We start from the raw sequence: 12,661 nt of genomic DNA, 5'->3' as shown, positions 1-12,661 counted from the left end.
AAAAACACGCCGGCCTTTTTACAACCTCAATTGGTCGCCGATGATCGAACCAACTCAATTTTGCTTTCGGGCGATCCACAAGTACGTCAGCGTCTACGTCGCTTAATTCAACAGCTTGATGTAGAAATGGCTTCGAAAGGTAATAACCGTGTGGTTTACCTAAAGTACGCTAACGCAGAAGACTTGGTTGATGTGCTTAAAGGGGTGTCTGACAACTTGCAAGTCGAGAAGTCCTCGGGCTCAAAAGCCTCTTCCGGCTCTCAGCGTAATGATGTCATGATCGCCGCTCATCCAGAAACGAACGCTTTGGTCCTCGCAGCTCCGCCAGATATTATGATTGCGCTGCAAGATGTGATTGCTCAATTGGATATTCGGCGTGCTCAAGTGTTGATTGAAGCCTTGATCGTCGAAATGGCCGAGGGGGATGGTATCAATCTCGGCGTGCAGTGGGGCTCTTTAGAAAGTGGAGCCGCTATCCAGTATGGTAATTCAGGCGCGCCTATTGGCCAGGTGATGGTTGGTTTGGAAGAAGCAAAAGATCAAACGAGTACTGAATACTACACTGACAATAATGGTAATCGAGTCCCTTATAGCGTGACCGAATCCGGTGACTACTCATCTTTAGCTTCTGCACTTTCTGGCGTTAATGGCGCGGCATTAAGTGTTGTGATGGGTGATTGGACGGCGTTAATTAGCGCGGTATCGACCGACTCGAATTCGAACATTTTGTCATCTCCGAGCATTACCGTGATGGATAACGGCGAAGCGTCGTTTATTGTTGGTGAGGAAGTGCCGGTATTAACCGGGTCAAGTGCTGGCTCGAATAACGACAACCCATTTCAAACCGTTGATCGTAAAGAAGTCGGTATCAAGCTCAAAGTGATGCCGCAAATCAATGAAGGTAATTCGGTTCAGCTCGACATCGAGCAAGAAGTCTCGAATGTCCTTGGCGCAAATGGCGCGGTTGATGTGCGTTTTGCTAAACGTCAGCTTAATACCTCAGTAATGGTTGAAGATGGTCAAATGATCGTCCTTGGTGGTTTGATTGATGAACGCGCGCTTGAGAGTGAATCAAAAGTGCCACTTTTAGGTGATATCCCTTATCTTGGACACCTGTTTAAATCGACCAGCACTCAAGTTGAAAAGAAAAACCTAATGGTATTCATCAAACCGACCATTATTCGTGATGGCATGACGGCGGATGGTATCACTCAGCGCAAATACAACTTTATTCGTGCCGAGCAGCTGTATAAAGCGGATCAAGGGCTGAAGTTGATGGATGATGCCCATATTCCTGTGTTGCCTGAATTTGGCGATAACATTCGTCACTCTGCTGAAATTCAAGCGTTTCTTGATCAGATGGAAACACAGTAATGGATTTAGCGGTAATACCAAATGTGAAGCGCCTGCCGTTTAGCTTTGCCAATCGCTTTAAGTTGGTGTTAGAGCAAATGGATGGCGATCTGGTGCTCTACTATATTGAGCCGATGTCGATGCAGGCGCTGCTTGAAGTCAAACGGGTGTGTGCGCAGCCGTTTCGCTTGCAAGCTATGAATACCGAAGCTTTTGAGCGTAAGCTAACTCAAGCCTACCAACGTGACTCATCTGAGGCGCGTCAGTTGATGGAAGACATTGGTGCTGACAGTGATGACTTTTTTTCATTAGCTGAAGAGTTACCACAAGACGAAGACTTGCTCGAGTCAGAGGACGATGCGCCGATCATTAAACTGATTAATGCCATGCTCGGTGAAGCGATCAAGGAGGGAGCGTCAGATATTCACATTGAGACCTTTGAAAAAAGCCTCTCGATTCGCTTCCGGGTCGATGGCGTGCTGCGTGATGTCCTCGCACCAAGTCGTAAATTGGCCCCCTTGCTAGTCTCGCGGGTTAAGGTCATGGCCAAATTAGACATTGCTGAAAAACGCGTGCCTCAAGACGGTCGTATTTCTCTGCGTATTGGTGGCCGAGCGGTTGATGTGCGTGTGTCGACTATGCCTTCTTCTCATGGTGAGCGAGTAGTGATGCGCTTACTCGACAAGAATGCGACCCGTTTGGATCTGCACAGTTTAGGTATGACGCCAAATAACCAAGCTGCTTTTCGCAACATCATTCAACGCCCGCACGGAATTATTTTAGTGACGGGGCCTACGGGGTCCGGTAAATCGACCACGCTTTATGCGGGTTTAACGGAAATCAACAGTAATGAGCGCAACATTCTTACGGTTGAAGACCCGATTGAATTTGATATTGATGGCATTGGACAGACGCAAGTCAACCCCAAAGTCGAGATGACCTTTGCTCGTGGTTTGCGTGCCATTTTGCGTCAAGATCCAGATGTGGTAATGGTGGGTGAGATTCGTGATCTAGAAACCGCACAAATCGCCGTGCAAGCTTCATTAACCGGACACTTAGTGATGTCGACTCTGCACACTAACACCGCAGTGGGTGCGATTACGCGTTTGCGTGATATGGGCATCGAACCTTTCTTGATTTCATCGTCGTTATTGGGCGTGCTGGCTCAGCGCTTGGTGAGAACCTTATGCTCTGATTGTAAAACGCCGTATCAAGCTGACGATGAAACTAAGAGACTGTTTGATGTGACTAACCAGCACGAACTGACGCTTTATCGTCCGTGTGGCTGTGAAAAGTGTAACTTTAAAGGCTATCGCGGCCGGACGGGTATTCATGAACTATTACTGGTCGATGATACCGTACAAACTTTGATTCACAGTGAAGCGGGCGAACAGGCGATTGAGAACAGTATTCGCGAGAAAACCCCGAGCATTCGCCAAGATGGGCTAGATAAAGTGTTAGCGGGAATTACCTCACTTGAAGAAGTGATGCGAGTGACCAAGGAAGCATAATGGCGGCATTTGAATATCGGGCGTTAGATGCCAAAGGCAAAACCAAAAAAGGGGTGATTGAAGGCGATAACGCGCGTCAGGTACGTGCTCGTCTTAAAGAGCAAGGTTTGATTCCGATAGAGGTGATGGAGAGTAAAGTAAAAACGGCCAATTCGTCTGCTTCTGTCGGGTTTAAACGTGGTATTAAAACGGTCGAGCTCGCTTTGATCACTCGCCAACTTTCGACCTTAGTCCAATCGGGTATGCCGCTCGAAGAGTGTTTAAAAGCGGTCTCTGAGCAGGCAGAAAAGCCTCGAATTCGCTCAATGATGGCAACGGTGCGTTCCAAAGTGACAGAAGGTTATCCACTGGTCGAAAGTTTGGGGCAGTATCCGCATATTTTTGATGAACTTTACTGTTCTATGGTCGCCGCGGGCGAAAAATCGGGTCACCTAGATACCGTGTTAGCGCGTCTGGCTGATTATGTAGAAAATAGGCAAAAAATGCACGCTAAGCTACTGCAAGCAATGATCTACCCTGTCGTATTGGTGGTTTTTGCTGTGGGTGTGGTGGCGCTGCTGCTCTCTTCCGTGGTGCCTAAGATTATCGAACCCATTCTTCAGATGGGTCAAGAGCTACCGACGTCGACAAAAATGCTGCTGTCTGCCAGCGACTTTGTGCAAGAGTGGGGCATGGTCATGGTAGTGGTGGTTACGGTGCTGTTTTATGGCCTTAAACTGGCGCTGAAAAAGCCGAATTTTAGGCTTGCTTGGGATCGAAAAATACTCAATGTGCCGTTGCTAGGTAAAATCTCTCGTGGTTTGAATACGGCTCGATTTGCTCGCACTTTGTCGATTTGTACTTCCAGTGCGATTCCGATTTTGGAAGGGATGCGTGTTGCGGTTGATGTGATGTCGAACCGTTACGTCAAGCAGCAAGTGTTGTTGGCCGCAGATAATGTCCGAGAGGGCACGAGTTTGCGCAAAGCACTGGCTCAAACCCGGTTATTCCCTCCGATGATGTTGCACATGATTGCCAGTGGTGAGCAAAGTGGCGAACTGGAGAGCATGTTGACGCGCTCAGCCGATAACCAAGAACAAAACTTTGAATCGACGGTCAATATTGCGCTAGGTATTTTTACCCCAATGTTGATCGCACTAATGGCCAGCTTGGTGCTATTTATCGTTATGGCGATATTGATGCCGATGTTGGAAATGAATAATTTAATGAGCGGATAAGAGCTTATTAAGATGTATCTATTGAAGAAATAGATTGAAGTAAACTTTCGGAGAGAACAATGAAATTTAAACGCAGTAAGCAGCAAGGCTTTACACTGTTAGAAGTGATGGTTGTTGTGGTTATCTTAGGTATTTTGGCCAGTGTGGTTGTACCTAACCTTCTGGGCAATAAAGAGAAAGCCGACCAACAAAAAGCGATTGCTGATATTGTGGCGCTAGAAAATGCGCTCGACATGTACAAGCTCGATAACAGCGTTTATCCATCGACGGATCAGGGCCTGGAGGCATTGGTGACGAAACCATCAAGTCCTGAGCCACGCAACTACCGTAGTGGTGGTTACATCAAACGTCTACCGACTGACCCATGGGGTAACGACTATCAATACTTGAGCCCTGGCGATAACGGCAACGTAGACATCTTCACTCTTGGCGCTGACGCTCAAGAAGGTGGAGAAGGCGCGAATACCGATATTGGTAACTGGAATATTCAAGATTTCCAATAATTGAGTAGTACACAATGCGTCATCACTCGGGGTTTACCCTACTAGAGATATTGTTGGTGTTAGTCGTGATGTCTTTAGCTGCGGTGGCGGTTATCTCTACTTTGCCACAGAATGCCGAGGATGGAGCGAAGCAGCAAGCGCAATCGCTTTACCATCGCCTTCAATTACTTAATGAAGAAGCGATCTTAAGTGGCAAAGATTTTGGCTTGCACGTCGACGATAAAACATCGCAGTTACGCTTTATGACTTTGCAAGCGGAAGGTTGGCAGGCGCTACAAGACACCAAACTTCGCGCTCAATCTGAACTGCCTGATAACTTAGCGCTGCAGCTCGATCTTGGTGGCGATGTGTGGAATGACAAACAGCGACTGTTTAAACCAGGCAGCTTGTTTGATGAACAGATGTTTGCTGATGAGGAAGCCGATAAGCGTTTGCCTCCGCCGCAGATCTTGATCATGTCGAGTGGTGAGCTAACGCCGTTTTCGCTGGCGATTTATCCTCAGCAAGGCGATAGCGAACAAGATAGCTGGCGAATTATCGCCAAAGAGAACAGTCAGATAGTGTTACTGGCACCGGGAGAAAGCGATGAGGCGAACTAACAACGGTTTTACACTGCTCGAAGTGTTGGTCGCGTTAGCCATATTTGCGACTGCGGCGATTGCAACCATTCGCTCGGTCAGCCAGCACCTTAATACACTTAACTATCTTGAAGAAAAAACGTTTGCGGCGATGGTGGCCGATAACCAGATGGCCAAAGTCATGTTAACTGGGCAAAAACCGAGTAAACAACAAGGGCAAGAACAGTTGGCGAGTCGAGAGTGGTTTTGGAGCGTTGAACCTGTCAATACTGCTGGTGACATGTTGCAAGCGTTTGACGTGAGTGTGGCAACCACGGCTAAAGGCTCACCTGTGGTCACGGTCAGAAGTTATGTCGCCAAGTAAAATCCAGCGCAGCAGGCTCGCTCGTCAGCACGGTTTCACCTTAATCGAGGTGCTGTTATCGATGGCGATTTTTGCCAGTTTGAGTGTGGGTGCCTACCAAGTCTTGAACCAGGTTCAGCGTAGCAACGAAATCTCTCTTGAACGCAGTGCTCGCCTTAAGTCTTTGCAGCGAACGTTGGTGTTCATGGACAGTGACTTTCGCCAGATGGCGCTGCGTCAATCGCGTACTAATGGTGAAGACCCAGATCCTTTGCTACTCGAATGGAAAGATTATTTGCTCGACTCCGATGCTAAAGGCGTGATGTTTGTCCGCTTGGGTTGGCACAATCCTCAGCAACAGTTTCCACGTGGTGAGGTGAGCAAGGTCGGTTATCGGATTAAAGATAACACGTTAGAACGTCTGTTTTGGCGCTACTCCGATACGCCCGCGGGGCAAGAGGGGATTGTCATGCCACTGCTTGACGACGTTGAGGCGTTTGAACTGCGCTTTTTTGATGGCAAGGAGTGGAAAGATGAGTGGCAGACCAAGCTGACGCTACCTCAAGCAGTCGCGGTCAAGATGACGCTGAGCGATTATGGTGAGATTGAACGTCTCTACCTAACGGGAGGCGGTAGTATTGATGCCACTGAGGAACGAAATGATGCCAGCTAAAAAACAGCGTGGCGTCGCGCTGATTGTTGTGCTGATGTTGTTGGTGGTAATGGTCAGTATCGCCGCGAGCATGACTGAGCGCTTATTTGGCCAGTTTCGCCGTGCAACCAATCAGATCAATTACCAACAAACGTATTGGTACAGCATTGGTGCTGAAGCTTTGGTTAAATTAGGTCTTGAGCAGAGCTTTAAAGACTCAGATACGATTAACTTGTCCCAGCCGTGGGCATTAGAGGAGCAAACGTACCCGCTTGACTACGGCACGTTAACTGGACGCTTAGTCGACAAGCAGGCATGCTTTAACCTCAATGCGCTCGCTGGGCAAAGCGTGCAAGCTGGATCTGGAGCAACGCCTTATTTGGTGGATACTTTTCAGCACTTACTTGAAGAGTTAGAGGTTGAAAACTACCAAGCTGAAACCATCGCTCAATCCCTGTGGGATTATGTAGATAGCAATACTAACGTCGACTCAGCCACTGGTGCTGAAGACAGCTTTTATGAATCAATGTCACCGGCATATCTGAGTGCCAATGTGCTGCTTGCTGATAGTTCGGAGCTCAGAGCGGTGCAGCAAGTCTCTGGAGAGGTGATGGAGAAAGTCGCCCCCATGATTTGTGCGTTACCGGTAGCGGATTTGCGCCTCAACGTCAATACGGTTGATGTTGATCATGGCGCTTTGCTTGCGGCCCTTTTTTATCCCACGTTGGGCCTTGATGCAGCTAAGCAGTTACTTGAGGATCGCCCTTTTGATGGCTGGACGTCGATTGATGATTTTTTAAATGAAAGTGCGCTGAGTACGGTGCCACCTGATGCTCGCGATAATATTAAAGGCTACTTGTCGGTGACAAGCAGCTACTTTGAACTTGATGCACAACTGTTGGTGGGCGAATCACGTATTCGGCTCCGTAGTTTGCTTTACAGTAATAATAAAGAAACTGCGACGGTGATTCGCCGCCGCTTCGGAGGTATCGGTGAACGAGTTTCTGATCGTTCGACTGAGTAACAACTTAGATCAAGCGGTGCAATGGCTAGTTTGGTCACCAGTACAAAAGGCAGTGATCGCCAGTGGTGAGCTTGCCAGTCAGCATGAATTAGTGCAACTGGCGACGTATGCTGAGCAGCGCCGCACGTTGGTGTTATTGGCCGCAGACAGCTTAGTGTTAGCGGATGTCGCGATTCCGTCAGGCGCAAGTCGTCAGCTTGAGACCATGCTACCTTATGTACTGGAAGATGAGCTGGCTCAGGATGTGGATCAGCTCCATTTTACCCTTTTGCATCAAGCACAAGGTCGCGCACAGGTTTGTGCGGTTGATAGTGAATGGTTTGAAAGTGTGTTAATGCGCTTAAGGGATATCGGCTGTCAGATCTACAAAGTGATGCCGGATGTGTTGGCGTTGCCTAATGTCGAGGGTATTACTGCGGTTGAGTTAGATGGCAACTGGTTGTTAAAGAAATCGCCTTATCTAGGTATGAGCATCTCCTCGGATTGGTTGGCACTGGTTGTTGAGTCAGATTGGGTTAAGCAAGAGGATGAGCCTTTACCCGTCACCGCCTACTCGGCCTTACCTTCTTTGCCGTCAGACCAACAACAACAATGGCAGTTGGCCGAACCTGTGCTAGTGATGGAGTTACTGGCTGAGCAAGCGGTGACGAGTAAGATCAACCTGCTGACGGGGCAATTTAAACCGAAGTCATCGTTAAGTCGCTACTGGAAAGTGTGGCAAAAAGTGGCAGTGGCGGCGGTGTTGTTACTGGCCGTGGTGGTGGTGAATAACGTACTGAAAATCCAAACTTATGAAGCGCAGGCGAATGCTTATCGTACCGAGAGCGAGCGTATTTTCCGTCAATCATTGCCGGGCAAAGTGAAAATTCCTACCGTGAGCTATTTGAAGCGCGAAATGGAACGCGAAGCGTCACGTCTGTCCGAGGGCGGTGAGCAAAGTGCGCTATTTGAATCGATGATTGAGATGGCGCCACAGCTTGCCAAAGTGCCGGCACTAAATCTCACTAGCTTTAAATATGACGCTGGGCGTGACGAAATTCGAATACAAGCGCAAAGCAAAGATTTTCAAACCTTTGAGCGCGCGGCGCAGTTGTTATCTGAACAATTTACTGTCGAGCAAGGTCAGCTTAATCGCTCAGGCGAGGCGGTGATTGGTTCGTTTGTTTTAAAACCATTGTGAGGCAACGAAGATGAAGCAAGTAATAAGTTCCTTACAAAATTGGTGGCTGAGCATTTCGCTACGAGAACAGCGCTCGGTGGTGGTGTGTGCCCTCGTGTTGGTGCTCGGTGGCTTATACTGGGGGATTGTTCAACCTGTCAGTGAACGCGCCGCCAATGCGCAAATGCGTATCCAAAGCGAAAAGCAGTTGCTTTCTTGGGTTAAAGAAAAAGCCGATGACATCAACCAATTTCGCGGTCAAGGCGGTAAGCGTGTCTCAAGCCTGCCGATCAATCAGGCGATTTCCTCAAGTGTGGGGCAATTTAACGTTGAGTTAATTCGGGTTCAGCCGCGCGGTGAAGCGTTCCAAGTGTGGATCTCGCCGATGCCGTTTAATCAGTTTATTCGCTGGTTGTCTTTTTTGCAGGAAACGCACGGTATTGGTGTGGTTTTCCTCGATATCGACAAAGCCGAACGTGATGGCATGGTTGAAATCAAGCGTTTGCAATTGAGTCGAGGGTAGTGTGGTGAGGAAAATCCTGTTGTCGACACTGCTGCTAGTAGGTGTGTTAGTGGTTAGTGCCATGGTTCATCTACCCGCGCAGTTTATTGTGATGTATGCGCCTCTGCCTGCGCCACTGACGTTAACTGGCGTTCAAGGTACGTTATGGCAAGGCTCGGTGCAACAAGTGAACTGGCAAAAGCGCAATTATGGCTCACTGAACTGGCAGTTGAATGTGATTAAGTTACTGACTGGTAAATTAGAAGCGCAAGTTCGTTTCGGCCGCGATAGTGATCTCGGTGTGCTTGGACGAGGAGTGGTCGGTGTCTCGACTCGCGGCGCCTACGCGCAAAACTTCATCGCGTCATTGCCCGTCGAGCAAGTGATGCAGTTTGCACCGACTCTGCCTGTGCCCGTTGAATTGACTGGGCAAGTCGAGTTGAGTGTGCGTGATTATCGCTATGGTGAGCCTTATTGTGACAGTGCGGAGGGGAGCCTAGTCTGGAATACTAACAAGGTGGTGATGCCAATGGCCGAGATTGCCCTTGGTCCTGTGGTGGTGAACTTTACCTGTCAGCAAAACCAAATTGATGCCCAAGGTGAGCAGCGTAGTGATGCCGTCGAGAGTGGTTTTGTTGCCAGTCTGAATCCAGACAGCAGCTATTCAACGTCGGCGTGGTTCAAGCCATTGGCTGAGTTCCCAGGCAGTTTGCAACAGCAACTTAAATGGTTGCCCGAGCAAGCCGATGCTGAGGGTAAATATCAGTTTCGCTATCAAGGGCGTCTTTAGTTTTCCCGCTTAGGTTTGTTTACTCAGGGCCGCATCATGCGGCCCTGATTTTATTATTGAACAGGAATGCTTGTTGTAAGACGCGAGGTTGCAGGGCAACGGTGTCTTGTATGAAAACGATTTGTTCTCAGGGAAACGATTTGCTCGCAGGGAAACTGATTTGTACTTTGAGTCCGCCGCCACTGCGGTTGTTCATAATCACCGAGCCATTGTGTTGACTAAGAATACGTTTGACTATCGCTAGGCCCAACCCGGTGCCCTCACTGCCCCGCGCCGTGTCTCCGCGAGTAAACGGTTCAAATAATTTGCCTATCTGGCTCTGCTCTATACCGGGCCCATTATCTTCCACACACACCCAAACTAGCTTATTGTCTGCCGTCATACCGGTGCTTACTCGTATCCAGCCGTTGCCGTAGCGAATTGCGTTCACCACTAAGTTACTTACGGCGCGTTTAATCGCAATCGGACTGCCCAGTGTCTCTTTAAGTTGCTGGTGGAGTTTGGTTTCAATCTGAACTTCATAACCACCTTCGGATGAAGCAACCTCATTGGCAATCTCGTTTAGGTCAACGTGTACAAATGACTGGCGATTGACTGGCTTGAGGTAGTCCATGAACTGACTGATGATCTCGTTACATTCTTCGGTATCGCTAATAATACTTTCGGCGAGATAACTCTCTTCCGGTGGCATCATTTCGGTCGCTAAGCGAATCCGCGTCAGTGGCGTGCGTAGATCGTGACTGATACCTGCCATCAGCAGTGTACGGTCTTCTTCTAGGGCCTGAATGCCCTTAGACATCTGGTTGAAGGCTCGAGTGACTGAGCGAATCTCAGAGGCGCCTTTTTCTGGCAGCGGCGCGGGGATCTCTCCACGGCCAACGCCTTTTGCTGCTTTTTCTAGGGCCATCAAGGGGCGATTTTGCAAGCGAATAAACAACCACCCACCCGCGACAATCAACATCGCCATGATGAGGCTATTACGAAATAGTGGCGTAAAGTCCTCTTCTTGTAACTCAGACAGTGGAATTCGTAACAAAGAGCCCGGCAAAGAGTCGATTTTCATCCACAAAATGTAGCTCTGTTCCCCCAACATCATGCGTACATCGGTGGGCGAGCCTAGCTCGTTGGTCATCTCTTCACTCATTAGATCGATCGTCACGGCATGATGATACTCATCTGCAATGGCGCTGTCTTGAGCATGAATGGTCACCCCAAGTTGTTCGAGCACTCGCTGGCGCAATGGAGCATCGATGTTGAGTTGATCGCCTAGGCTGGCGGAGTCATCGAGCATCAAGTTGATTTCGTGACCAAGAATCTTGTTGAACTGCTGCAAACTGGGCATTAAAGCGTAGTTAAAGACCGCATAATAAGAGTAGACCTGGCTAGCGATCAGGAGTGTGAGGAAGATAAAAATTGATTGAGTAAATGAGCTGCGAATACGCATAACACCTACCTTAAAAAAGGACGGATAAAAACAAACAGTGCGAGCTGTAGGCTCGCACTGGGGAATGGGTTGCTGAGTTAGGCTTCTTTGCCATCTGGGACAAACACATAACCTAGTCCCCAAACGGTTTGAATGTAACGAGGTTTACTTGGGTCGACCTCAAGCATGCGGCGTAAACGAGAGATCTGAACATCAATCGAACGCTCCATCGCCGAGTATTCACGCCCACGTGCCATATTCATTAGCTTATCACGCGACATTGGTTCACGGGCATTGGTCACTAACGCTTTGAGTACGGCAAACTCACCTGACGTGAGTGGCATGGCTTGCTCGCCGCGGAACATCTCACGCGTTCCGAGATTTAAACGAAAATCACCAAATTCAACCATCAATTCTTCACTGCTAGGCGCGCCAGGCAGTTCGATGGTTTGGCGGCGTAACACGGCTTTGATCCGTGCGAGCAGCTCTCTGGGATTGAATGGTTTTGGCAGATAATCGTCTGCGCCTACTTCAAGGCCGACAATGCGGTCGACCTCGTCGCCTTTAGCTGTGAGCATTAAAATCGGTAAGGTGTTATTGGCGTTGCGCAGGCGGCGGCATATCGACAAGCCATCTTCACCAGGCAGCATCAGATCGAGCACCATTAAATGGAAAGTTTCGCGCGTGAGTAGACGGTCCATTTGTTCGCTGTTCGCAACGCTACGAACTTGGAAGCCTTGTTCCGATAAGTAACGTTCTAATAGAGCACGAAGTCGTGCGTCATCATCGACAACTAATATCTTGTGATTTTCTTGCATGTAGTAGGTCCACCTATTCAATCAGCTTGCGCGAGACTCGGATACCAGATCCAATCGCACAGTGTAAAATGTAACACTGTTCGGGCGCAATTGGCGCAAAGAATTGTTAACGTTTATTTCTTTTTTAGCTAATGTATGTCGGAACTGCAATTTAAACTCGTCAGAATTATGAAAACCAACCTAATAACACGCGAAGGCTTTGATCGACTTAAAAAAGAGCTCGACTTTCTCTGGAAAGAAGAGCGCCCTGAAGTGACCAAAAAAGTGACTTGGGCGGCGAGTCTTGGTGACCGAAGTGAAAACGCAGATTATCAATACAACAAGAAGCGTCTCCGTGAGATCGACCGTCGGGTGCGCTATTTACGCAAACGCTTAGAGCAAGTTAAAGTCGTCGACTACTCGGCGCAGCAAGAAGGCAAAGTTTTCTTTGGTGCCTGGGTCGAGATCGAAAACGATGCAGGCGAAGTGAAGGCATTTCGTATTGTCGGTCCTGATGAGATTTACGGTGATGCTAAAGGGTATATCTCGATAGACTCGCCAATGGCTCGCGCGCTATTAAAAAAACAGGTCGACGATGAGTTTGTCGTCAAAACACCACAAGGTGAAAAAGAGTGGTTTGTGAATAGCATCCGTTATCATGCTGATTAACCAACATAATCAAACATCCCGCTCAAGGCAGGATGTTTGTGTGGTGCTATTGCTTTGACCAAAATTATTGCTCTGAGGCAGGTTTTTGGGTCAGAATATAGTCTTCATCACTGGATACCACCGCGCCATATTTCAAGAAG

At 48.5% G+C, this 12,661-nt stretch carries 14 protein-coding genes; 12 read left to right on the top strand and 2 right to left on the bottom strand.

Going from position 1 to position 12,661, the window contains the following annotated elements; translation table 11 throughout:
• The 11 genes from gspD to CDZ87_RS16260 form a co-directional block, all read left to right on the top strand.
• On the top strand, window positions 1-1,374 hold a 1,374-nt coding region (gene gspD / locus CDZ87_RS16310), incomplete at its 5' end, for a type II secretion system secretin GspD (RefSeq protein ID WP_100754470.1).
• Window positions 1,374-2,864 carry a type II secretion system ATPase GspE gene (gspE, locus tag CDZ87_RS16305; protein WP_100754469.1) on the top strand — a complete coding sequence of 497 codons (1,491 nt, stop codon included), beginning with the start codon at window positions 1,374-1,376 and terminating at the stop codon, window positions 2,862-2,864. The genes gspD and gspE, both read left to right, overlap by 1 nt.
• On the top strand, window positions 2,864-4,081 hold the full coding sequence (gspF, locus tag CDZ87_RS16300; RefSeq protein ID WP_100754468.1) for a type II secretion system inner membrane protein GspF: 1,218 nt from the start codon (window positions 2,864-2,866) through the stop codon (window positions 4,079-4,081). Before gspE ends, gspF begins: the two co-directional genes overlap by 1 nt.
• A gap of 59 nt (window positions 4,082-4,140) precedes the next feature.
• The gene (gene gspG, locus CDZ87_RS16295) at window positions 4,141-4,584 is read left to right on the top strand and encodes a type II secretion system major pseudopilin GspG (protein WP_100754467.1); all 444 of its coding nucleotides are present in this window, start codon (window positions 4,141-4,143) and stop codon (window positions 4,582-4,584) included.
• A 14-nt stretch (window positions 4,585-4,598) separates the two neighbouring features.
• Window positions 4,599-5,183, top strand: coding sequence for a type II secretion system minor pseudopilin GspH (gene gspH / locus CDZ87_RS16290; protein WP_100754466.1), 585 nt, complete (start codon window positions 4,599-4,601; stop codon window positions 5,181-5,183).
• Window positions 5,170-5,526 (top strand): type II secretion system minor pseudopilin GspI, encoded by a 357-nt coding sequence (gene gspI, locus CDZ87_RS16285; RefSeq protein WP_100754465.1) that lies wholly within the window; start codon window positions 5,170-5,172, stop codon window positions 5,524-5,526. Before gspH ends, gspI begins: the two co-directional genes overlap by 14 nt.
• On the top strand, window positions 5,513-6,178 hold the full coding sequence (gspJ, locus tag CDZ87_RS16280; protein WP_245834751.1) for a type II secretion system minor pseudopilin GspJ: 666 nt from the start codon (window positions 5,513-5,515) through the stop codon (window positions 6,176-6,178). Before gspI ends, gspJ begins: the two co-directional genes overlap by 14 nt.
• Window positions 6,165-7,181, top strand: coding sequence for a type II secretion system minor pseudopilin GspK (gene gspK / locus CDZ87_RS16275; protein WP_172953599.1), 1,017 nt, complete (start codon window positions 6,165-6,167; stop codon window positions 7,179-7,181). The genes gspJ and gspK overlap by 14 nt, the downstream gene beginning before the upstream one ends.
• Complete coding sequence (gspL, locus tag CDZ87_RS16270; protein ID WP_100754463.1) at window positions 7,150-8,361, top strand: type II secretion system protein GspL; 1,212 nt, start codon at window positions 7,150-7,152, stop codon at window positions 8,359-8,361. The genes gspK and gspL overlap by 32 nt, the downstream gene beginning before the upstream one ends.
• Before the next feature lie 10 nt (window positions 8,362-8,371).
• The gene (locus tag CDZ87_RS16265) at window positions 8,372-8,863 is read left to right on the top strand and encodes a type II secretion system protein M (protein ID WP_100754462.1); all 492 of its coding nucleotides are present in this window, start codon (window positions 8,372-8,374) and stop codon (window positions 8,861-8,863) included.
• 19 nt (window positions 8,864-8,882) lie between these two features.
• Window positions 8,883-9,632 carry a type II secretion system protein N gene (locus tag CDZ87_RS16260; RefSeq protein WP_339373786.1) on the top strand — a complete coding sequence of 250 codons (750 nt, stop codon included), beginning with the start codon at window positions 8,883-8,885 and terminating at the stop codon, window positions 9,630-9,632.
• Window positions 9,633-9,759: 127 nt separating this feature from the next.
• Here the strand turns inward: CDZ87_RS16260 and envZ are convergent, their stop codons facing one another.
• Both envZ and ompR read right to left on the bottom strand, forming a co-directional pair.
• Window positions 9,760-11,076 carry a two-component system sensor histidine kinase EnvZ gene (gene envZ, locus CDZ87_RS16255; protein ID WP_100754461.1) on the bottom strand — a complete coding sequence of 439 codons (1,317 nt, stop codon included), beginning with the start codon at window positions 11,074-11,076 and terminating at the stop codon, window positions 9,760-9,762.
• 77 nt (window positions 11,077-11,153) lie between these two features.
• Window positions 11,154-11,873, bottom strand: a complete 720-nt coding sequence (gene ompR / locus CDZ87_RS16250) for an osmolarity response regulator transcription factor OmpR (protein WP_100754460.1) — start codon at window positions 11,871-11,873, stop codon at window positions 11,154-11,156.
• Between the two features lie 168 nt (window positions 11,874-12,041).
• Here ompR and greB point away from each other — a divergent pair, with 168 nt between their 5' ends.
• Entirely contained in the window at window positions 12,042-12,521 is a 480-nt protein-coding gene (gene greB, locus CDZ87_RS16245; RefSeq protein ID WP_100754471.1) for a transcription elongation factor GreB, read from the top strand.
• Window positions 12,522-12,661: the final 140 nt, after the last annotated feature.

It is taken from the genome of Vibrio salilacus (genome assembly GCF_002811245.1).
Taxonomy (GTDB): Bacteria; Pseudomonadota; Gammaproteobacteria; order Enterobacterales; family Vibrionaceae; genus Vibrio; species Vibrio salilacus.
This window is presented reverse-complemented; position numbering and strand designations above follow the sequence as displayed.